This window comes from Flavobacterium alkalisoli (assembly GCF_008000935.1).
Classification (GTDB): domain Bacteria; phylum Bacteroidota; class Bacteroidia; order Flavobacteriales; family Flavobacteriaceae; genus Flavobacterium; species Flavobacterium alkalisoli.
On sequence record NZ_CP042831.1, the window covers coordinates 3,281,707 to 3,303,869 of the forward strand.

Sequence of the window (22,163 nt, forward strand, 5' to 3'; positions counted from 1 at the left end):
CTAAAATTGATTACCATGAAAACTAAACTGATTTATTTACTATACATACTGCTTATTTCCTTTACTGCTATCGCACAGGATAGCAGTAAATTTAATTCACAGTTAAAAACAATATTAAAAACCTTTCAGGAAAAAGACATAAACCAATTAAATCCTATACTGGCAGAAAATTATACCATTGCAGGAATGCCTAAGGGATTAGAAAAACAAATACTGCCACAAATAATACAGCAGTTACCCGCTTTTTCTTCTTATAAAGTAACACAGGTAAAAAAAGAAAAAAACGGAACCAGAATATACCTGTACTTTACCTCTTCAAAAAGTAAAGAAAAGGTAAACAGTAATTTTCTTTTTAACGATAAGAACAAAATACTGGAGTTTAATATACTGGATGAAGCAAATGTCAACACACAAACAATAACAGAGTAAAACAGCGCTCAATTGAGCGCTGTTTTTATTTAAATGTCTTATTTATAAAAGTAATTTCTATAACCACACCATTATCATTATAGAGGTTTAAAGAACCGTCGAGATCTTCGGTAAGTCCTTTTATAAGGTTTAATCCTAGTGAATTTTCTTTTTTAATGGCATAATCATCAGGTAGTCCTACTCCGTTATCTCTTATATAGAGCATAAAAGTATCTTCTGTATTTTGTATAAGTTTTATGGATATAACACCCTCCTCCTTTTCAGGAAAACCATATTTAATAGAATTAGTAATAGCCTCGTTTAAGATAAGCCCCAAAGGGACTGCAATGGAGACATCAAAATCCACATGCTCAATAGTAAGATCAAAATGAATATTAGAGGTGTCAAAACTGTCTTTTAGATATTCTGTAAGGTCAGTAATATAGGCAGGCATTGGTATAGAAGTCATATCTTCACTTTGATATAACTTTTGATGTATTAATGACATCGAATGCACTCGATGCTGACTATCCCTGATAGCTGTTAAAGCCGACTTATCTTTTAAATAAGCCGATTGAGTATTTAACAAACTCATTACAATTTGCAGGTTATTTTTAACCCTGTGGTGTATTTCTTTTAGAAGCCATTCTTTCTCATTTAATAAATGTTCAAGAGCATGATTTTTGTCATTAATAACAATTTGCTGTTCTTCCAGCTTGCTGTTGGCTTTTTGTTTATTTCGATAGTTTCTGTATAAAAGTCCAAGAATAATCAGAAGTACTATAATACCTATAAAAGTAAGGTTACGCAGGATTCGGGCATCTTCAGCCCTGCTTTTTTGCAGGTCGCTTTCCTGCGTAAGCAGTTCTATATTTTGTTGCTTTAGCTTTATATCCTGATCTTTTTTCTCTGTTTCATATTGTACCTGAAGTTGGGCTATCTGCTCAGATTTATTAACACTAGAAATGGAATCATCAAACCTTTTATATTCTTGATGAGCAATTAGAGCATTTTTATAATTTCCTCTCGCCGAATCAACTCTATACTTCCATATATAATAAATCCTCCAGCTGGGAACTACATTCATTTTTTTGGCTAAGAACCTGTTTTCCTCTACCAATTGGGCAGTCTTATTAAAATCTTTTACTGAAAAATAATAATTGCTTGCTAAATGATTTATTCGAAAAATCTCTTCTTCTGCAAAATCATGTTTTACTTTTAGCTCCATTATCTTATCAAGATATTTTTTTGCCTTATCAAATTCTTTACTATACATATAAGTATAAAAAATCGAGCTATTAAGTCCAACTATTGCACCTATATCAGTAGCTTTATAATTTCTTAAAGCATCTTCTTCAAGTTTAAGTGCTTCTTTTACCTTATTCTTAAGTACCAAAATACTGGCAATATTATTAGTTACAAAATAAACTGCATTAGCATCATTATTCTCTTTTGCCAATACAAGGGCATCTTCAAAATATTTAAGAGCTTTATCATTTTCATTTAACGAGTCAAAAGTTAATCCAAGCCTGTTATTTATAGTACATAGCTGCATAGACCTGTCACCCTGTTCTTCTGCTGTTTTAAGCGCCAAAAGGCCATATTTAATTCCTTCCTCAGTATTTCCTGTAATAACATAGGCTTGCCCAATTATATCATAAATACCCTGAAGATCTTTAGCTCCGGCCTTTTTATATAGTGAAAGTGATTTTTTTAATTCTTCTAATGCCCTATCATATTTATTTATAAGGAAAAAATATTCTCCATATACTTTATTTGCTTCAGCTGCCCTTTTATAGTTTTTCGCCCTTTTAAAAGCTTCTATACCCTTAGCAGTAGTAGCTATCTTTTCTTCCATCTCCCCTTCATACTGGTCATAATAACATGCCATCTCCATATAAGCCTCCCCCAGTAAGCTGTATTCATTATATTTGGTAAGACAGTCAATTGCTTTTTGGGCATATTTTTTTCCCGTTACACGATCACCGCCTTCACGATAGGCTCCTGCAAAAAGAAGGTAGTTATTTCCCTCTCCTTTATGATAGGCTATTTCCCTGCATATTTTTTCAGCTTGCTGCAAATAAACCTTAGCACTATCCATATCCGATTTTTCCTCACCAGGTTTTAAAATATAGTAACTGCTGAGCTCCTGTAAAAGATCTGCTTTTTTCTGTTTGTTATTTTCCTTTTCTACAAGCTGCAAAAGTTTATTCTGTTCCTGAGCAAAAGGTATAGCAGGAACAAAAAGCATGTAGGTAAGAATAATAATAAAAATATTTTTCATTAGAGCACTATTTAAAAAACCTTGTCACACAGCTTAATAAAAGTACAAATTAATCTTACAGCTTTTTAAAAAATTTAATGTTTGGTTCCTACTACTTTATTTCGTTAAACTCCATTTTTTAAATTACTATATATCGCTAATTATTCAACTTAAATAAATTTAATTATTTGATTTACAGTAATTTAAAATAAAGGCTTTGTATTTGACTTTAAAATGGCACAACTAATTAAAAATTTACATTACTATGGAAACGCCTAAGTCAAAAACAGTATTATTTGTTACCGGTGCCTTTGTAACACATAGAGGTTGGGATAAGTGGAAAGAATATTTTGAAGCAAACGGTTATACAACATTAGCACCACCATGGCCTCATAAAGATGCACCTGCAAAAGTACTTAGAAAAAGGCATCCTGATCCCGGTATAGCTTCTGTACGATTAGAGGACGTTGTAGATCATTATGCTGAAATAATTGCCGGCTTACCCGAAGAACCTATTATTATAGGACATTCTTTTGGTGGATTGGTAACACAACTACTTCTTCAACGAGGGTTTGGTGTAGCAGCTGTAGTTATACATTCGGTACCGCCACAAGGGGTATTAACATTTAAATGGTCTTTCTTTAAAGCAGTATGGGGACCGTTAGGTTTGTTTACTTCTACAAAAAAGACGTTTCTAATGTCGTTCCCTCAATGGCAATATGCCTTTACTAACGGAATGAGCCTTGAGGAGCAGCAACAATCTTATGATGAAAATGTGATACCTGAATCCAAACTTGCTTCAAGAGACGGCCTTACCAGTGCTGCTAAGATAAATTTTAAAAAACCTCACCCTCCCCTCCTTTTTATAGCTGGAACAAATGATAATATCATGCCTGCCTCGTTAAACTATTCCAATTATAAAAAATACAAAGACAAAAGCTCTGTTACCAATTTTAAGGAGTTTAGCGAGAATAATCACTATGTAGTGGGCATGCCAAACTGGAAAGAAACAGCAGGTTATGCTTTAAACTGGATTAAAAGCTTGTAAAATACTTTCTTGTCTTAGTTCAATGCCAGAGATTTTTTAAAATATGAAATTTGTCTTGTACAATAGAGAAAAGTAAAACTGAAACACAATAATAAACAACCATATCACATCAGCCATGAAAACAAATCTTTATTTAAAACTTTCTTTCAGGACATAGTCCTTAATCACTAAATCCACAAACAAAAAACAATTTTTAAAACCGGCATTTTATGCCCGGACAGGGATTCTCTGTCCTTATTCAAAACAAAAACAATATCTAATTCACAATTTAAAAAACACATTTATCATGAAAAATTTATTTTTAACCGCTGCACTTTTAATTACTTCCATGACAGCTTTTGCACAAAAGCCAAGTCCTAAGTTATTAAACCCTACTAACCATACACTTGTACTGGTAGATTATGAAAGTCAAATGGCTTTTCCTTTACAAAGCATTACAGTAGATCAGCTGCGCAACAATACAGGTTTAGTAGCCGGTGCTTCTAAAATATTTAAAGTCCCTACTGTTGTTACTACCGTAGCCGAAAAGACTTTTAGCGGCCCTGTATTCCCTGAAATTGAAGAGTTTTACCCTAAAGCCACTTCAAACTATATTGATCGTACCACTATGAATACCTGGGAAGATGCAAATGCTTATAAAGCTATCATCGGAAAAGGTAAAAAAACAATTGTTTTTGGAGGACTTTGGACCAGTGTATGTATAGTAGGCCCGGTACTATCTGCAATTAACGACGGATATACAGTATACGTAATTACCGATGCCAGCGGAGATGTATCTAAAGAAGCACATGAAATGGCTGTTACAAGAATGGTACAGGCAGGTGCTACACCAATTACTTCTTTACAGTACTTACTAGAGCTGCAACGCGACTGGGCTCGCCAGGAAACCTATAAGGCCGTTACCGATTTGGTTAAAAAATACGGAGGTGCTTATGGTGTTGGTGTTCAGTATGCTCATGATATGCTAAAACATTAATAGCTGCTTTTTATTTCTGCAAAAAGGCTGTGTATACCCTTATTCAACTTCCTAATTTAATACACAGCCTTTTTCTCCTTTCAACAATCAATTCACCTAAAAAAACTAAAAATGAAACAACGTATTACCCTTTTTGCATTATTGTTTTTTGCAGTATCGGCTATGGCTCAGTCTCCTGACCTGATAGTGTATAATGCCAAAATACATACGCTGGATAACAACAATACCATTAGCCAGGCCATAGCAGTTGCTAACGGAAAAATCATAAAAACCGGAAATGATAAACAGATACTTAAACTTAAAGGTAAAAGTACAACTGTTATAGATGCTCATGGTAAAACCATGATTCCGGGAATTTTTGACTCTCACATGCATATAATCAGAGGCGGACGTTTCTTTAATACTGAACTACGTTGGGATGGTGTTCGTTCTCTTCAAAAAGCTCTTACCATGCTTAAAGAACAGGCACAACGTACCCCTAAAGGCCAGTGGGTTCGTGTAGTGGGCGGATGGAACGCATGGCAGTTTGAAGAAAAAAGGCTTCCTACCCTACAGGAAATAAACGAGGCTACAGGCGATGTACCAACCTTTATACTGCACCTTTACGGGCATGCTTATCTCAACAAGGCCGGATTAAAAGCCCTGAATATTAATTCAGAAACTCCAAATCCATTTGGCGGGCTTATAGAAAAAGATATTTACGGAAACCCTACAGGATTACTGGTGGCAGAACCAAATGCTTTTATTCTTTATTCTACACTTTCCAAATTACCTGAACTTACCGAAGAACAAAAAACAAACTCTACCAAATTGTTTATGACAGAAATGAATCGTTTGGGGGTTACAGCCATTATGGATGCCGGAGGAGGATTTCAAAACTATCCGGATGATTATGGCATTACCACAAAACTTTGTGAAAGTAATGAGCTAACCATAAGGATGCCCTATTATCTGTTTGCACAAAAAGCAGGAAGTGAACTTGCCGATTATACCCGCTGGATCAGTTCGGTAGAAATAGGACAGGGTTGTGATGTACCTGATGATGGAGTTAAACGATTTGGTAAAATGCCCAAGATGGAATATCATGTTCAGGGAGGCGGAGAAAACCTGGTAATGAGCGCAGGAGATTTTGAAAACTTTGATAAGCCTAGGCCTGATTTAAATCCTGCCATGGAACAGCAGCTTAAAGCTGTACTTTCCCTACTTATAAAAAACAGATGGCCTTTCAGGCTACATGCTACTTACAACGAAAGTATTACCCGTTTTTTAAATGTTATTGAAGAGATAGATAAAGAAACGCCTTTGGACGGCCTGCTTTGGTTCTTTGATCATGCCGAAACCATATCCGATGAAAACCTGCAAAGGGTAAAGGCATTAGGAGGCGGTATTGCCATACAGCACAGGATGGCCTATCAGGGTGAGAACTTCATAAAACGCTATGGCAAGGCTGCGGCGGCAAAAACAGTACCTCTCAAAAAAATGATGGATATGGGTATTAAAGTCGGTATGGGTACAGACGGTACTCGTGTGGCAAGCTACAACCCATGGGTAGGCTTGTACTGGCTTACTACCGGAAAAACACTTGGCGGACTTAAATATATGGCTGAAGAAAACATACAGGACAGAACGGCTGCAATAAAACTATTCACTCAGGGAAGTGCTGCCCTTGTACGCCTGGATGCCGACAGAGGCATGCTTAAAGAAAAATATCTGGCCGATTTTATACTGCTTTCAGACGATTACTTTACTGTACCCGAAGACAGGATACTCAACATGCAATCGGTTTTAACGGTGGTTAATGGTAAGGTAGTATATGGTAATAATGAATTTGAGCAGTATGGCCCTGAAAAATTAAAAGCTATCCCGGAATGGAGTCCTGTTAATTATTATGGGGGGTATCAAAACAAGTAAGTCATGAAAGTTATTCAGTTACATAGTCATATTGAAAGTTCTGTTAACGATTTAGCTTTGTTAGCCTTTCGTGTAGCTGTTTCGGCTCAGCTTATTGTCGTTCACGGTTTAAAAAAACTGGGAATTGGGGTTACTCAGGCAGAAAATGTGCCTAATCCGCTGCATCTGCCACAGGCCATAAACCAAGTATTTGCAACCAGTTCTAATGTAATTTTCCCCTTGTTTATCATCTTTGGAGTTCTTACCAGGCTGGCTACATTACCTATACTGGCCGTAACACTAACAGGTTACTTTATTGTTCATGGTAACGATCCGCTTCTGGAAAGAGATGTCCCTTTTATGTATAGTATAGTCTTTTTACTGATACTCATTTTAGGTCCGGGAAAATACTCTATAGATAACATATTACATCGCAAACAGTTTGAATAAACTCCATAATGAAAATAACGGCTATCATACTGTTTCTATTAATAATAACCGGAGTACAGGCACAGAAAACTCCTGTATTTCATTCTCTTAGGTATAATGATGATTTTGGTTATCTGGTAACAGATTCTACCTCTTCATTTTACAAAAAAATCAAGTATTTACCATTAGGCAATAATACTAACAATTATATATCCTCAGGCGGTGAAATACGCTTTCAGTATATAAATACCATTAATGAAAAATGGGGTGATGATTCTACAGGAAATGACGGTTACTTAATGACAAGATATCTGGCACACCTTCATTTACATACTAAATATATAAGGTTATTTTTTCAGTTACAAAGCAGCTTTGCATACAGTAAGATTGATGTGAGCCCTGTTGATGAAAACCCCCTGGATGTTCATCAATTATTTGCTGATGTGGTTTTTATGCAACAACAGAACTCCGAGGTGTTTTTTAGGTTTGGACGGCAGGAAATATTGTTTGGTTCCCAAAGGCTTGTAAGCGTACGGGAAGGCCCTAACAGCAGACTGGCTTTTGACGGAGGTACAATTACTTATACCTCTGCAAATACTACCAACTGTTTGTTCTATACTCATCCCGTTGCTAACAGGCCCGAGGTTTTTGATGATCGCTTTAATACTGATGCAAAGCTGTGGGGTAACTATTTGGTTTTAAAAAATATTCCCTTTTTACAAAACATTGATTTGTACTATTTGGGACTATATAAAAAACAAGCCGCTTTTAACGATGCTTCCGGTAAAGAAGTACGCCATTCCACAGGTATCCGCATCTGGAAAAACAAAGGTTCATGGCAATATGACTTTGAAGCAGTGGCTCAGTTTGGTAAAATGGAAGACAAAACCATTAGTGCCTGGACTTTGTCTTCCAATACCAGCTATCGGTTTTCAAATATAAAATTCAGTCCGGTGGCAGGGCTGAAAACAGAAATAATATCCGGCGACAGGCATGCCGATGACAATAAACTTGAAACGTTTAACCCGCTATACCCCAGAGGGGCCTACTTTGGTTTGGTGGCATTGATAGGCCCTTCTAATTTATTTGATATTCATCCTTCATTGGAAATAAACATCAATAAAAGGATTACTGCGGGTATTGATTATGATTTCTTTTGGCGGTGGAGTACTAACGATGGTATATATGCCCCTAACGTACAATTGCTATATGATGGTCAGGGATTAAGTGAAAAATTCATCGGTACTCAGCTTGCGGCAGATATCAACTTTGATGTAAATGCTTTTTTATCCCTAACAGTAGAAGGTGCCTGGTTTAACTCAGGACCTTTTATTAAAGAAGCCGGAACAGGTAAAGATTATTATTACGGTGCTTTTACGGCACAACTAAGATTCTAAACATCTATTTATTAACATAAATCTCATAAATCATGAAAACAATTTTAAATTATGCTCCCGCAGCTTTGCTGTTTTCGGCATTAACATCCTGCGGAGACGGCTCAGGTCCCGGTATTTCCATAAAAACACAAGTTGATACAAACCAAGTCGTTAACTTTAAGGAAGACCCCCGCATTGATACCGGAACTAAAAAATTCCTTACTGCATTAAACTCCGGAGGAGCACCCCTTGAAACACTTTCTAAAGAAGAGGCACGCGCTGTACTTGTTAACGCTCAGGCATCGGTAGAAGTTGACCTTTCCGGCATTGAGGAATCGGAAAAAACTATTACTGTTGACGGACACGAAATTAAACTGAACATTGTTCGTCCTGCCGGAGTTACAGAAAAACTTCCTGTTTTTATGTATATACACGGTGGCGGTTGGATTTTAGGCGACTACCCTACCCATAAACGTATGGTTAGAGATCTTGTGGTATTAAGTGGTGCTGTTGCAGTATTTGTAAATTATACCCCTTCTCCCGAAGCACACTACCCGGTTGCTGTCAACGAAATATATGCCGCAACTAAATGGGTATCAGAAAACGGAAATGAAATTAATGTAGACGGATCTAAGTTAGGAATTGTAGGGAATAGTGTGGGTGGTAATATGGCTGCTGCAACTTCACTATTAGCTAAAGAGAAAAACGGACCTGAAATTAAAGTTCAGGTTTTACTTTGGCCTGTCGCCGATGCTTCATTTGATAACGAATCTTATCAGCAATTTGCTACTGATCGTTTCCTTACAGCATCACTTATGAAATGGATGTACGATCAATACACTACTGATTTAGAATTACGTAAAGATTATCATATCTCTTTAGTGAATGCTACAAAAGAACAGTTACAGGGATTACCTCCTACTTTAATACAAACAGCTGAAAATGACATTCTTCGTGATGAAGGAGAACTTTATGGGCGTAAGCTTGACGAAGCTGGTGTTCCCGTAACAACAGTAAGATACAATGGTATGATTCACGATTTTGGGCTGTTAAACGCGCTTGCCGAGTTACCAACCACAAAATCACTGTTTGAGCATAGTGCTGCAGAACTTAAAAAATATTTAAAGTAATTTTTCTCTATATCCCCAAAAGGGTGGAGTTTCAGTTGAAAGTCCACCCTTTTTTTAATAAAAAAACCCCAAACTTATGTTTGGGGATCCCTTCATCAACCAATTTTTTCCCTAACAAAATAACCAGCCTTTAAAAGTGGTTAGGGTCACCTTAATTATTGTCCGGCAAATTGTGTAGATGCTTCAACTTTTGTTGCGTCCTGAAGTACATCCAGTTCTATCGCCTTACCGTCCTTATCAAAAACGAAGTATTGTAATCTTGGTTTACCATCGGCATACCTGTATTCTGTGGTGTATCTAGTATTACCATCCTGTACTTCTTTTTTAAGGACTTCATAACTTACGGGAGAAGGCAATTGCTCTAATACCTGAGGTATTACATAAATATTCATTCCCTGCGGAATATTAGGGTGGATTTTTACATTGGGATCAAGGATATTCTCAATTAGTGAATAATCTTTATCCTTAAAAGCATTAAAGATGGCATCGAGCTCTTTGGTATAATCTTTATCCTGAGCAAAAGCAGAACCGCTTACAATTAACAGCGCTAAAAAAATCCCTTTTTTAATCGCTTTTATTACATTATTTGTTTTCATATTTAATAGTTTTTATTTGTTTAAATCTTATACCCAAAATTAACAACTACATGAAAAACAAATGGTTATTTACTTATAAGCTATGTTATTTTATGTTAATGCCATTAAATAAAAAAGCAGCCCTTACAGCTGCCTCTATTTTTATAGATAATTGCGATTAATGCCCAGTTTTTTCATTTTAGAATTCAATGTGGTGGGAGGCACATTAAGTAGTTCTGCAGCCCCGCCTACTCCCCATATTTTACCATTACATTTTTTTAGTACTGCTATAATATGGTCGCGTTCATTTTCCTGTATACTCTTAATTTGCATGGTAGTAGTATTGTATACCGAGTTATACATACCATTATTATTATGTTCATGTCCTAATTGCATAATCTGCCCTATAGTATCACTTTTTGAAAGTAATACACTCCGTTCAATAATATTTTCAAGTTCCCTTATATTACCCGGCCAACTATAACACAGTAACTGTTGCATAACTTGAGGGGTCACTTCCTTAACCTCCCTACCAGATTTTTTATTACTCAGTTTTATAAAATGATTAACCAGTTCAGGAATGTCTTCTTTACGGTCACGCAATGCGGGCATGTATACAGGAAAAACATTAAGCCTGTAATACAAGTCCAGCCTAAACCTGCCTTCTCCTATTTCCTTTTCAAGATTACAATTTGTGGCTGCTATAATTCTTACATCTGTTTTTATGGGCTGCCGGCCACCTACCCTTTCTATTTCCTTTTCCTGTAAAACTCTCAACAGCTTTGCCTGAAGTTCTAAAGGAAGTTCCCCTATCTCGTCTAAAAACAATGTACCGGTATCTGCCTGTTCAAACTTTCCTATTCTTTTATCTGCCGCACCTGTAAAAGCTCCTTTTTCATGTCCGAATAATTCAGACTCTATAAGGCTGGCAGGTAATGCTGCACAGTTAATTTTAATAAACGGACGTTTAGCTCTGGGCGAAAGCTTATGGATACTGTCAGCTATACGTTCCTTACCTGTACCACTTTCACCTAAAATAAGAACAGAGGTATCAACAGGTGCAACCTGCGTTATATAGTCAAAAACATTAAGCAGTAAATGGCTGTTTCCTACTATACCTTCAAATATATTTTCCTGAGCTACCTGTGCAGGGATATTTTTCCCACCGGTAAGTACTACCTTTTTCTCTTTTACTGTAATATCAAAAAGGCAGTCTAAAGAAGCTGATAGCGGTTGAATCAATCGATTAGCCAAAGCTATATGTTGTGGTTCATAAGTATCGGGCCTTCGGCTGTAAAAGAAGAAATAAAACAATTCATCATTTGCCAGCATTACCGGTAATACCAAATTAGATTCTACTTTAAAAGTATCGGCAAAAAGCTTTTTAAGAGAAGGTGTCCTTATTATCCTCCTAAAATCATCCTCAGAATAATATACGGGAACATTATCTCTTTTGGTCTTTCTCTCCAAATCATTGATTTCGGAAAGCTTAAGGTTTGTTATTACCTGCAATTCATTAATACCTATGGTTTGGTATTCATTAAAGCCAATTCTCAGAAAACTAACAATATTATGTTCTCCTTCTGCTTTAGGGGGAAATCCGCATACAACATAATCAAACGGAATGTAATCATTAAGCCCCTTACATACTTTTAGTAATTTTTCATTAACAGAAATATTTTCAGCAATAATTCCGCTTAATATTTTTTCCAGTTTAAGTTCTTTCCTCATTGCTGCCTCCATACTGTTCTCATGTCTGTATCGGGCAATTTCAAGAGTTACCAGTAAATCTTTTTCTCTAAAAGGCTTAACCAAAAAACCATAGGGTTGTGTAGCTTTTGCCTGTTCAAGTATTTTTTGGTTTGAGTTTGCCGAAATATATATAAAAGCAACTCCTAACTTGCGTAAGTACTTCGCCAAATCTATACCGGTAGAAGGTCCTTTTAAAAATATATCTATTAAAACGAGAACAGGTCTTTCCTTCTCAATAATCTCTATTGCTTTCTCAACAGAACGTGCTATTCCGCAAACAACATAGCCTTCTCTTTCAAGCATGATCCTGATGTCGTTTGCTTCTATAAACTGATCCTCAACTATGAGAATTTTTTCTTTACTATTCGGTTGAGTAGCCATAAAGAAATCCTAATTAATCTTTAAATGTACGAAAATTATCAATAAATAATTCTCAATACTTACACTCAACCACAGCCAGTTTAATTTTTAGGTTTTCACTAATAAAATCAAAGTTTATTTTATAAAACAAAAAGCCTGAGGTGATTTCCTCAGGCTTTTTTATCATTTGTTTATTGTCTTATCTCTTCAGTGAGAAGTGTGCCTTGAACTCCTTAACAACCGGTTGGCCGTTAACCGTCTCACGGTAGGTTACCGTGAACCAGTAGTCCGTAGCAGGTAGCGGTGTACCGTTGTAGGTACCGTCCCAGCCCTCACTCTCTTCGGTGGCACTGATCTGCTTGATCAGCTTGCCGTAACGGTCAAAGATGTACACCTTAGCATCAGGCTGGTTCAACCCTATGATGTTCCAGGTATCGTGGTAACCGTCACCGTTAGGGGTGAAGTAATGCGGGTAGTCCACAAGGCTTACGCCCTCTATGGCAATCTCATCACACGCAAACTCCGTGCTAACATCCCTTACATAGACCGTATGGGTGCCTGCAGGTACATCGGTAAACACATTGCTGCTCTGCCACATGCCGTCCTCATCAAGCTTGTACTCGTATTCTCCATATCCTTCAACAAACACCGTGATAACCTGGTTGTCGCTGAAGTAGTTGGTCACCTCATAACCAACACCAACAGGGCTGGCAGGGCCGCTCTTCTGAACCTGGAAGGCTGCTGAGATATCAGAGATACAGTTCAGTGGTGCAGGGCCTGTTACCTCTACAGTATAGTTACCCTCGGCTATCGCCTCATAGGTAGGAGATGCCGGGTCATAATCGGTCAGTTCCACTCCGTCAAGATACCACACAAAGCTGTAGCCCATACCATTCGGGATGCCGCTGTCCAGGGTTACTGTCCTTAACACATCGTCGGTAGTGTAGTCCACACAGATGGTATCACTGCCGTCCACCGAGGTGATCACAGGCTCAGGCAATCTTTCCACTATAAGGGTGATCTCCGTGATGTCATGGCAACCGCTGATGGTCGAGGTGTTGGTCACCCTTGCATAGATGGTCATAACATCGGCAGTGGTGTTCACATACACCGTAGGGTCCGCTATAGGGTTGGTTGCATTATCTGCATCCTCAAAGCTCTCATAGTAGGCAACACTGTAGTCCGCAGGGTCCTGCGCTCCCAGTATCTCCGCATCGAAGACACTAAGGTCAAAGGCATGCATACCGTCGTTTGTACCGTCATCATCACAGGTAGACAGCGATGGGTCGGCAGGGGCGTTGGCTACTGCGGCCTCCTCCACCAGGAGCTGCATCGGTGCGGTGGTGGTACAGCCGCTCTCTATGTGCTGTACCCATACAAGGATATCCTGTGGCGTGCTTATGTTGTTGTACTGGTTCGGCAGTGCTGTGCCCGCATCAAGGGCTGCCTGATCAAAGTAGAACCTTACAAGGTAATCGTTCGGGTCGGCATCCTCTCCCAGTATCTCAGGGATGTGGCTGCTTAGTATAAAGGTGGCAAAACCATCGGTGTTCTGCTCACAGATCGCATAGGCAGGAATCGCCCCGTTCTCGCCCAATGCAGGCAGCGGGTTAACGATAAGCTCAAGCTCAACGATCTGGTAACATACAGCATCATTCGGGTTGCCCGTGTTGGCCTCTACCCTTACATAGATGGTAGCCGTACCGCTTACAAACTGCGTAGGGTCCGCTATGGCGTTTATATCCTGGTCCGCATCATCATAAGTAAGGTGGTAGCTTAAGATAAGGTTCGGCTCGTTGTCCATGATATCTGCTGCTGCCTGGGTAAGGTCAAACTCCTCCTGGCCGTCCCCCGCATTGTTGTCATCACATAACACAAGGGCATCAGGGGTCGTATTCGGTGTAGGTAACGGAAGTACCTTTATGGTCATGGTAGTGTAGCTCTTACACCCTGCAAGGGTGATAACCTCTACCGTTAATGTCATCGGGTTGGAGGTGTTCACATAAGCAGTAGGGTCGGCAATCGGTGTGGTTGCCCCCGGCTCATAGTAGTTAACCGTGTAGCCAAGGCCTACCCCGAATGGGCCCAGTATCGTGTTCTCCATTACCGTAAGGTCAAACTCCGTGGTCATATCATTCGGCAGGGCCTCGTTACATACGCTAAGTACAGGCGGACGTGTTAAGGCAAGCGGGATATTGATATGGATGGTGAAGCTCTCGATGCTGTAGCAGCCCGTGGCAACATCCTCAATCCTTACATAGATAACCTCTCCGTCCTGGGCCGTGTAGCCCGCAGCGTTGGTAATCCTCGGTGCGCCGTTCTGGGCTGCCGTAAGGTTATTGAAGTAATGGATGATATAATCCGACGGGTCCGCATTGCCTAAGTGCTCCAGTATGTAGCTGTCCTGAACCGTAAGGTCCACGGCTGCCATGGCATCCTGGTCGTTGTTGTCCGTATCACAAAGGGTGATGTCCTGAAGGTCCGCATCAATCTGAGGGTATCCACAACAATAAGGTTAAGCGCATAGGCCGTAGCCGTATAACAGCCCGTTACCGTGTTCTCCACCCTTACATAGATGGTCTGGTTATAGGCATTGGTATTGGTATAGTTGTCCGTATTAGGGATGGCGTTGATACCCAGTTCCGCATCCTGTGCCGTCTCGTGGAAGGTTACAGAAAGGTTCTCTCCGTTGTTGATCATATCCTCAACAAGGGCATCAAGGTCAAACTGGGCATGGCCGTCACTGTCTGGGTCACACATGGTAAGGTCTTCCTGGGAAGGGGGAACCACTATCGGTAGCGGCTCTACCCTGATATCAAGCAATACGATCCTGTAGCAGCCCGTAGCCTCAAAGGTAACCCTTACATAGATCGCCTCGGCATTGCTCTGGTTGGTATACGCCTGCGGGTTCTGTATTTCATTTATGTTAGCATCAGCATCCGCAAGGGTATGGTGGAAGGTAACATTGATTCCCGTCTGGACCCCGATGATCTCAGGGATCTTAGTGGTAAGGTCAAACTCCTCAACCTCGTCAGGCTGCCCTCCTATAGTGTTCACATCACATAATGTGTATGGTGTAGGCTGGGTAGCAACAGGTAGCGGGTTGACGATAAGCTCCAGTTCCACGATGTCATAACAGCCCGTTGCATTGTCCGTTACCCTTACATAAACAGGGGAATCGGTATTGGTAGCCGTGTAGCTGCCCGGGGTCGCAATGGCAGGGGTATTGGCCTGTGCTGCCTCAAGGGTCGCAAAATAGCCAACCGTGTACAGTGCAGGGTCCAATCCGCCAAGTATCTCAGACTCTCTTGAAGGAAGTACAAAGATACCCTCACCGTCAGTATCATCCGGACCGTTGTCGCATAGTGCATATGGTGCCGGTTCGGTGGCGATAGGCGCCTGGTGAACAATCAGCTGAAGCTCCTCGATGTCATAACAAACCGTAAAGGCCGAAGATACCCTGATGTAAAGCGTCTGGGTGTTCGCCTCGATATTGGTATAGTCAACAGGGTCAATGGCATTGGTACCAAACTCCGCGTCATCCATGGTCTCGTGCGCAGTTACCGTAACATCGGTAAGCTGTGATTCTATATAGTCAATTACCGACTGTACGTCGAAATTCTCAAAACCGTCATTGTCAAAGGCACATTCCTCAAGGGCTGTCAGTGCAGGGGCAATAGGTGCAGGGTCAACATGAAGGGTAATCTGAACTGCCGTCCAGCAGCCCGTTACACTGCTCTGTAACCTTGCCCATATCTGGGCCATATCAGGGGCAACATAGATATCAGGAAGCTGCGTGGCAGCATCGCCTGTCTCTGCCTCTATCTGGCTGCTATAGTAACTAACCGTTACCGATGATACTCCCGAAGCAAGGGCTGAATCATGGCTGTGAAGGTCAAAGTCTGCCTGGCCCGGTACCTCCTCACACTCGTGGAAGTCCGTCTGCGCGCTGTCATAAATCGGAAGCGGGGTTACAACCAAATCAAAATCAAAGACATCATAACACGTGGTTACCGTGTTCTCCAATCTTACATAGATCGTCTGAGGGTTGGAAAGGTTCGCATAAGTTGTCAGGTTAACGATAGGGTTGGTAGCCGTCTCAGCATCATTAGCCGTCTCATAGTAGCTTACCGCATAATCAGGGTTACCACCGGTTACCTCCAAATCCTTACTCGTCAGGTCAAACTCCTCAATCCCGTCAGGGGTCATGTAGTCCGTCTGATCACATAATACGTAGTCGGTAATAGGAGATGATATGGTGGGTAATAAATATAATGTTACCTGTTCTACACTTGTGTTTGGACAAGTTCCGTTTGTAAGGTACTGAACACTATAAGTAGCCCCTGGAATGGCATTACTTATTTCTCCGGTAGTTTCATCTATTACAGCTCCGTCTCCCGGATTTGTATCAAAGGTGAAAATACCTCCGGAAACTCCCGTAACAGTCGCTGTAGCATCTGTACATCCCGGAGTTAAATAGAACGATGCATCATCCAGGGTAACATCAACAAAAGCACTTTCTGTTAAGGGAACTGTACAAAAAGGCTCTTCTGCAACAGTAAGATTCACCAGTTGTAACGTTTGGCTAACATTAACACCGGATACCGTTACTAAAGCTTCGCCTGTATCATCTAAAAATACTGTCTCTTCGGCACCGTTATTTATAGTATATGCTACTTCTGCATTAGGCTCTCCCGTAATAGCAAATTGTGCTTCTCCAGTACCATTACATACAGGCGATTCAACAGCTGTTACACTTGCCTCAAAATCGGCGACAGTAATAGTAAACTCATGTTCCATTACATCTCCGCAATTATCGGTTACAGTTAGCAAATATGTTGTAGTTTCTGTTGGGGTAAACACAGGGTTTGCTATGTTAGGGTTACTAACACCTGTAGTGGGTGTCCACTGATAAGTAGAAGCTCCTGTATAACTGCCATCTATATCATCTACAGATGCTCCTGCACAAATTAATTTATCCTGTATACCGGCATCTAAAAATGATAAATACTGAAAACAGATATACTGCAGATTTGCCTGCCCTCCAGTAGAGCCTGTAAAACCAAAATAAACATTAGAAGTACCGCCAAAAACATCGTTAATTAAATCTCCTAAATAGGTAAATCTTTCTGAACAGTCAAAAATAACCGTGAAGGCCTGTGTTGAAGCTCTCCATCTTATTTTCACCTCATGTTCTGTATTATCCTTAATATTAGTAGACGTTGGAGATGCCTGAACCGGCGCAACAAGGTTATCAGCCGAAGCATGACTTATGTTTCCGGCTTTTTGAAGCGCCACATGATCAAACAATGGATCATTTACAAAAAGACCATTAGAGGCATTTACATTTCTATAGGTATCAAATTCGACTGCTAATGAGGGTTGATCAGGAAGATCTCTATATCCAAGCCCTCCACCTATTATACCTATTACAGGATTGGCAGTAGTTTTTAATACAAAAGTCATTCCGTCTGCACCATTGGAGTTTGCTCCGAAATAGGCATTGAATACAATCTCAAAATCATTTGATAGATCAATGGGATTGTTGTACCAAACAGCACCCGAGTTTGACTGGGCATTATTTGTAATTCTGTAACAACCATTTGCCATTTGTGAGGCATTATTCACAAAAGTAGGTGTTAATTGTGCAAAAACTGATGTTGTAAATAATAAACAAATCCCGAATAATAAAATTCGGGATTGTTCAGCAAATTTACATAGTGGTAGTGAAATCATGCTATATAATCTTTAGAATAACTGTCTTAAATAATTTAAAAAAGCTATTAGTTTACTTGCCTGTTTATATAAATCCAACCCGTATGTTGTGATCCGTAAGTAGGATTAGGGTCAGAAAAATTAATTGAATAATAATATGTACCTGAAGGGAGTTCACTACCGTTATCAGACTGTCCGCCCCACTCATTTGTATAATGAGAGAAAGAATATACTTTTTCGCCATAACGGTTGTAAACATTAAGCTGCTGAACTTCAAACCCTGTAAGATCAAAAAAGTCGTTCATCCCGTCTCCGTTAGGAGATATGCCACGCTGAATAAAGCACTGGCCTGTATAGATATTAAAACTTACCGAAGCAGTACATCCACTCGTGTTTTCTACAGTTACCCAAATAAGCTGCTCTCCCGAAACCGTATTCTGAAATGCTGAAGGATTAGTAATCCCGACCATAGTCCCGTTATTATCATAGAAATAACTAACCGATAAATACTGATCATTATTTACAATAACATCTTCATTTTCAGTCAAATCAAAAATCGATATTCCATCAGCATTTGTATTACAAGAATATAGATCATTAGGGGTATTCAACACAGGTAACCCTTCAATAATAAGCTCTAATTGGGTAATAGCGTAACAGCCGGTAGTATTATCTTCAACCCTTACCCATAAAACCTGATTATTTGCAACAGTATTAGTATAGGTTACAGGCAACTGAGCCGAAGCATCTCCAGTTTCAGCCTCAACTTGTGATTCATAAAAACTAATCGCCATATTATTACCTGCCTGAATTTGTGAAGCAGCAATACTTAAATCAAATTCGGCAAAACCATTATTACTATCACATTCCACTAAAGCTTCAGGTTCATTAAACATCACCTCGGGGAATAGTGCAACCTCAACAATACTGCTTACTGAACAGTTTCCTTGTGTAGTGTATTCTACCGAATAAACCGCACCCGGTGTACCGTTAGTTATCTCACCGGTAGCAGAATCAATTATTGCCCCGTCTACAGGACTTGGATTAAAAGCAAACGTTCCGCCCTCATCACCTGTTATTGTTGCTGTTGCTCCCGAACATGTAGGTGTTATTATGAAAGATGCATCTTCACCAATAACCTCAACAGATGCGCTGGCGGTTATATCAACCTGACAGAAAGGAGCCTGTAAAAGTGCTATGCTTACCAATTCTATCAACTGATTTTCTGTTACTGAAGGAAGAGTTATAACTGCTTCTCCGTTTACGTCAAGTATAATTGTTTCCTGGGTCCCACCATTAATAGTATAAGCTACCTCAGCATCGGGTGTACCTGTAACTGTAAACTGGGCATCGGTACCATTACATACCGAAGAATTTACGGCATTAATTTCTGCAGATAAGTCTGATACTTCTATGGTAAACTCCTGCTCTATAGTCTCTCCACAATTATCTGTAATTGTAAGTGTATAAGTTGTGGTTTCTGTTGGAGTAAACACCGGATTAGGTATCGTAATATCACTAACTCCTGTTGCCGGAGACCATTCATAGCTTGTAGCTCCTGTATAATTAGCATCTATAGTATCTACCTGCTCGCCACTGCAAATTGTATAATCCTGAAGGTTTATATCCAGAAAAGATATATACTTAAAACATATATAGTGATTATTAGACAGAGACCCTGTAGAACCTGTAAAACCAAAATATACAGTAGAAGTTCCTTCAAAAACATCATTAACTAAATCTGATGTATAGCTAAAACGCTCTGAACAGTCAAAAATCACAGTAAATGTTTGCGTTTCTGCACGCCATAATATTTTAACCTCATGTTCCTGTCCATTTTTAATATTGGTACTTGTTGGTGAGGCCTGTACCGGAGCGACCAGATTATCAGGTGAAACATGGCTGGTATTACCATTTTTCTGAAGAGCTATATGATTATATGTAGGATCATTTATTACTTCTCCCGAAGCTGTTGTAGTATTTCTGAAAGTATCAAACTCAACTGCTAATGAAGGCTGATCGGGAAGGTTTCTATAGCCCATACCTCCGCCTATTATACCAATAACAGCATCAGGAGTTGTTTTTAAAACAAACGTCATTCCGTCTGCTCCATTTATATTGGACCCAAAATAAGCATTAAAAACAATATCAAAATCCTGAGTTAAATCAATAGGATTATCGTACCAGGCTGCTCCTGAATTTGATTGTTGATTTGTAGTTATGGTATAACATCCGTCGCCGGTAGCCGACGCGTTATTTACAAATGTTGGTGTTAACTGTGCTAAGCTTTTAATAGAAAATAACAGGCAAGCTGCAAAAAGCAGCTTTACCTGTTTATTGATTGGTTGATGGTTCTTTTTCATAGGAGGCAAATTATTTTTTCTCAACTTTATAAGTTTGTGACTTACCCGAAATATTTACCTTTAAAAGATAGATACCTGTAGGAAAGTTTATCATGTTGATAACCGCATCATTTCCTGTTATGTTTTCAGAAAGTACCTCCCTACCCTGTATATCGTACATTGCTATAGCAGTAATTTCATCATCCTGTGAACTAAGGAAAAGATTATCTATTACCGGATTTGGATAATAAGTAAATGAAACCAGTTCATTATCTGCTACTGATAGCTGCTGTGTTTGCACATAGCGTGGTTCTGACCAAAGACTATTTGCATTATTACCGCATTTTGAACGTACAAAGACCTGATAAACGGTATTTGCCTGAACATTCTCTGTTGCTATTCCTTCACTTTCTCCTCCTGTTACTTCAAGGTAATCTTCCTCTCCAAGTATAGCATAAGTAGTTTGCCCGTTAGAATTATAAATCTTACCATACAGTACTTCCCATTCCTCTGCATTGCCTATCTCATCCCAGTTAACCATTATTTCGTTATCTGAAATTGCCTGAGCTGTAAAGTTTGCAGGCATAGTACACATAGAATTATCACCACTTTCCCTGTTTTGTATATAAGCCGACAATGGTATTTGCCCCTGTGCATCTACAAATTCTGCATCTGGTACATCTATTTTAATGGTGTGGTCTCCAGCCGGTAACGTTCCTAAATTAACTTCCAGTGTAGGAATTGCATCCCCGGGACACCAGTTGTTCCAGTATATCCAGCCTCTTAATGGCTTTGCTGAAGAACCGTAAATTCCGTTACCCTGAGTATTATACTGACGGTATGGTTCACAATCCTTACCTCCCGGTATATACTGATAGATAAGTGTATTATCCAGATACACATAATGACGACGGCGAACATATTCTTCTCCTCCTTCATTTGCACCATGCTTAGATGTAATAAGGTATAATTTTAAATTTTCCTGCTGTGTTGCAAGGCTAAAGTTGATTATTTTAGTGGTTTCACCCGGTACATCGGTAGCGTTATAATTGTTTAGGTTTTGTCTTGCTATTAAAGGCATAAAGAACATATCATCTTCATAAACGATTCCCGAATCGTTATTAGTTGTTAAAGACAAAGTAGCCCTAAAGGTATCCAGGTGATCTGCACATCCTGCAACCTGTGTTTGTCCTGCTCCCGTAGTTCCAAATACCTGTAACTCTACCCAAATATCATATTGAGCCCTTACAGTAGCATCAGATAGTATTTCAGAGATATTATCTGCTTTATAATGGTAAGAAACATTATTTGGTGATACATTTTTATTCATAAACGGGGTGATAAACCTCCCTATCTCTACTCTGGGTACATCTGCCGATACATAAGTGCTAGCTTCTTTAGGTGTAAATGCAAGAAATACATGGCCTAACCTGTCATAATTATCACAAGCTGCCTCAATAGTAACATCCATTTCAAGAGTATTACCAATTAAGTCTAACTCAGCATCTGTAATCTTCCTTGTATAAAGTGAATTTGAAAACCTTAAAACATCTGAAGGAATTGTTTCATAAAGATCTTCATCTGCAAGTAAAGGTGTATAGCCTCCGTAAAATAACACGCCGTCATAGAGTGTTATGGTTTCCTGAGCTTTTACCTGACCGGTTAATATTAACATTAAAACCGAGCAGGATACCTTTAGTTTATTCTTTAAGCTACGGCTATTTTTAGTAGTAAAAAGTTTAGATAATGTATTTTTTTTCATTGTTAGTTAATTAGTGAATCAAAAGTAGAATCTGTGTAAAAACGGAGTTATAATCTGGTTTCAATTAGTTGCAAACCGGTGCCATTTTAAAGGAAACAGCCTGTTTTTACGCTTATAAATCTTAAAAGCCCACCCTA

Annotated in this window: 14 protein-coding genes; 7 read left to right on the top strand and 7 right to left on the bottom strand. The window is 39.3% G+C overall.

Translation table 11 applies throughout. From position 1 onward, the window contains the following. The first annotated feature begins 15 nt into the window (after positions 1-15). Positions 16-429: a hypothetical protein gene (locus FUA48_RS14875; protein WP_147584260.1), complete on the top strand. Its 414-nt coding sequence runs from the start codon at positions 16-18 to the stop codon at positions 427-429. Between the two features lie 25 nt (positions 430-454). On the opposite strand, the gene FUA48_RS14880 is transcribed toward FUA48_RS14875, so the two are convergent. After that, entirely contained in the window at positions 455-2,692 is a 2,238-nt protein-coding gene (locus tag FUA48_RS14880) for a tetratricopeptide repeat-containing sensor histidine kinase (protein ID WP_147584261.1), read from the bottom strand. A gap of 244 nt (positions 2,693-2,936) precedes the next feature. On the opposite strand from FUA48_RS14880, the gene FUA48_RS14885 reads away from it, so the two are divergent. The 6 genes from FUA48_RS14885 (at position 2,937) to FUA48_RS14910 (ending at position 9,520) form a co-directional block, all read left to right on the top strand. Continuing rightward, a complete protein-coding gene (locus FUA48_RS14885) occupies positions 2,937-3,719 on the top strand; it encodes an alpha/beta hydrolase (RefSeq protein ID WP_147584262.1) in 783 nt (260 codons plus the stop codon). 286 nt (positions 3,720-4,005) lie between these two features. Next, the gene (locus tag FUA48_RS14890) at positions 4,006-4,695 is read left to right on the top strand and encodes a hydrolase (RefSeq protein ID WP_147584263.1); all 690 of its coding nucleotides are present in this window, start codon (positions 4,006-4,008) and stop codon (positions 4,693-4,695) included. Between the two features lie 111 nt (positions 4,696-4,806). Further along, positions 4,807-6,606, top strand: coding sequence for an amidohydrolase (locus FUA48_RS14895; protein WP_147584264.1), 1,800 nt, complete (start codon positions 4,807-4,809; stop codon positions 6,604-6,606). A 3-nt stretch (positions 6,607-6,609) separates the two neighbouring features. After that, on the top strand, positions 6,610-7,035 hold the full coding sequence (locus tag FUA48_RS14900; RefSeq protein ID WP_147584265.1) for a DoxX family protein: 426 nt from the start codon (positions 6,610-6,612) through the stop codon (positions 7,033-7,035). Between the two features lie 8 nt (positions 7,036-7,043). After that, a complete protein-coding gene (locus FUA48_RS14905) occupies positions 7,044-8,411 on the top strand; it encodes an alginate export family protein (RefSeq protein ID WP_147584266.1) in 1,368 nt (455 codons plus the stop codon). A gap of 32 nt (positions 8,412-8,443) precedes the next feature. After that, a complete protein-coding gene (locus FUA48_RS14910; protein ID WP_147584267.1) occupies positions 8,444-9,520 on the top strand; it encodes an alpha/beta hydrolase in 1,077 nt (358 codons plus the stop codon). A gap of 155 nt (positions 9,521-9,675) precedes the next feature. Here the strand turns inward: FUA48_RS14910 and FUA48_RS14915 are convergent, their stop codons facing one another. The 6 genes from FUA48_RS14915 to FUA48_RS14940 all read right to left on the bottom strand — a co-directional run bounded on the left by FUA48_RS14915 (position 9,676) and on the right by FUA48_RS14940 (position 22,026). After that, positions 9,676-10,116 carry a hypothetical protein gene (locus FUA48_RS14915; RefSeq protein WP_147584268.1) on the bottom strand — a complete coding sequence of 147 codons (441 nt, stop codon included), beginning with the start codon at positions 10,114-10,116 and terminating at the stop codon, positions 9,676-9,678. Between the two features lie 141 nt (positions 10,117-10,257). Continuing rightward, positions 10,258-12,228, bottom strand: coding sequence for a sigma 54-interacting response regulator (locus FUA48_RS14920; protein ID WP_147584269.1), 1,971 nt, complete (start codon positions 12,226-12,228; stop codon positions 10,258-10,260). A 178-nt stretch (positions 12,229-12,406) separates the two neighbouring features. Next, the gene (locus tag FUA48_RS14925) at positions 12,407-14,638 is read right to left on the bottom strand and encodes a T9SS type B sorting domain-containing protein (RefSeq protein WP_147584270.1); all 2,232 of its coding nucleotides are present in this window, start codon (positions 14,636-14,638) and stop codon (positions 12,407-12,409) included. After that, positions 14,587-17,943: an L-type lectin-domain containing protein gene (locus FUA48_RS14930; RefSeq protein ID WP_147584271.1), complete on the bottom strand. Its 3,357-nt coding sequence runs from the start codon at positions 17,941-17,943 to the stop codon at positions 14,587-14,589. The genes FUA48_RS14925 and FUA48_RS14930 overlap by 52 nt, the downstream gene beginning before the upstream one ends. Before the next feature lie 47 nt (positions 17,944-17,990). Beyond that, complete coding sequence (locus FUA48_RS14935) at positions 17,991-20,285, bottom strand: lectin-like domain-containing protein (RefSeq protein ID WP_147584272.1); 2,295 nt, start codon at positions 20,283-20,285, stop codon at positions 17,991-17,993. Between the two features lie 10 nt (positions 20,286-20,295). Next, entirely contained in the window at positions 20,296-22,026 is a 1,731-nt protein-coding gene (locus tag FUA48_RS14940; protein WP_147584273.1) for a peptide-N-glycosidase F-related protein, read from the bottom strand. Positions 22,027-22,163: the final 137 nt, after the last annotated feature.

What these genes read in the sequence shown, in the direction of transcription:
- FUA48_RS14875 (WP_147584260.1), top strand. Translation starts at nt 16, where the DNA reads ATGAAAACTAAACTGATTTATTTACTATACATACTGCTTATTTCCTTT.
- FUA48_RS14880 (WP_147584261.1), bottom strand. Translation starts at nt 2,692, where the DNA reads ATGAAAAATATTTTTATTATTATTCTTACCTACATGCTTTTTGTTCCT.
- FUA48_RS14885 (WP_147584262.1), top strand. Translation starts at nt 2,937, where the DNA reads ATGGAAACGCCTAAGTCAAAAACAGTATTATTTGTTACCGGTGCCTTT.
- FUA48_RS14890 (WP_147584263.1), top strand. Translation starts at nt 4,006, where the DNA reads ATGAAAAATTTATTTTTAACCGCTGCACTTTTAATTACTTCCATGACA.
- FUA48_RS14895 (WP_147584264.1), top strand. Translation starts at nt 4,807, where the DNA reads ATGAAACAACGTATTACCCTTTTTGCATTATTGTTTTTTGCAGTATCG.
- FUA48_RS14900 (WP_147584265.1), top strand. Translation starts at nt 6,610, where the DNA reads ATGAAAGTTATTCAGTTACATAGTCATATTGAAAGTTCTGTTAACGAT.
- FUA48_RS14905 (WP_147584266.1), top strand. Translation starts at nt 7,044, where the DNA reads ATGAAAATAACGGCTATCATACTGTTTCTATTAATAATAACCGGAGTA.
- FUA48_RS14910 (WP_147584267.1), top strand. Translation starts at nt 8,444, where the DNA reads ATGAAAACAATTTTAAATTATGCTCCCGCAGCTTTGCTGTTTTCGGCA.
- FUA48_RS14915 (WP_147584268.1), bottom strand. Translation starts at nt 10,116, where the DNA reads ATGAAAACAAATAATGTAATAAAAGCGATTAAAAAAGGGATTTTTTTA.
- FUA48_RS14920 (WP_147584269.1), bottom strand. Translation starts at nt 12,228, where the DNA reads ATGGCTACTCAACCGAATAGTAAAGAAAAAATTCTCATAGTTGAGGAT.
- FUA48_RS14925 (WP_147584270.1), bottom strand. Translation starts at nt 14,638, where the DNA reads ATGGCAGCCGTGGACCTTACGGTTCAGGACAGCTACATACTGGAGCAC.
- FUA48_RS14930 (WP_147584271.1), bottom strand. Translation starts at nt 17,943, where the DNA reads ATGATTTCACTACCACTATGTAAATTTGCTGAACAATCCCGAATTTTA.
- FUA48_RS14935 (WP_147584272.1), bottom strand. Translation starts at nt 20,285, where the DNA reads ATGAAAAAGAACCATCAACCAATCAATAAACAGGTAAAGCTGCTTTTT.
- FUA48_RS14940 (WP_147584273.1), bottom strand. Translation starts at nt 22,026, where the DNA reads ATGAAAAAAAATACATTATCTAAACTTTTTACTACTAAAAATAGCCGT.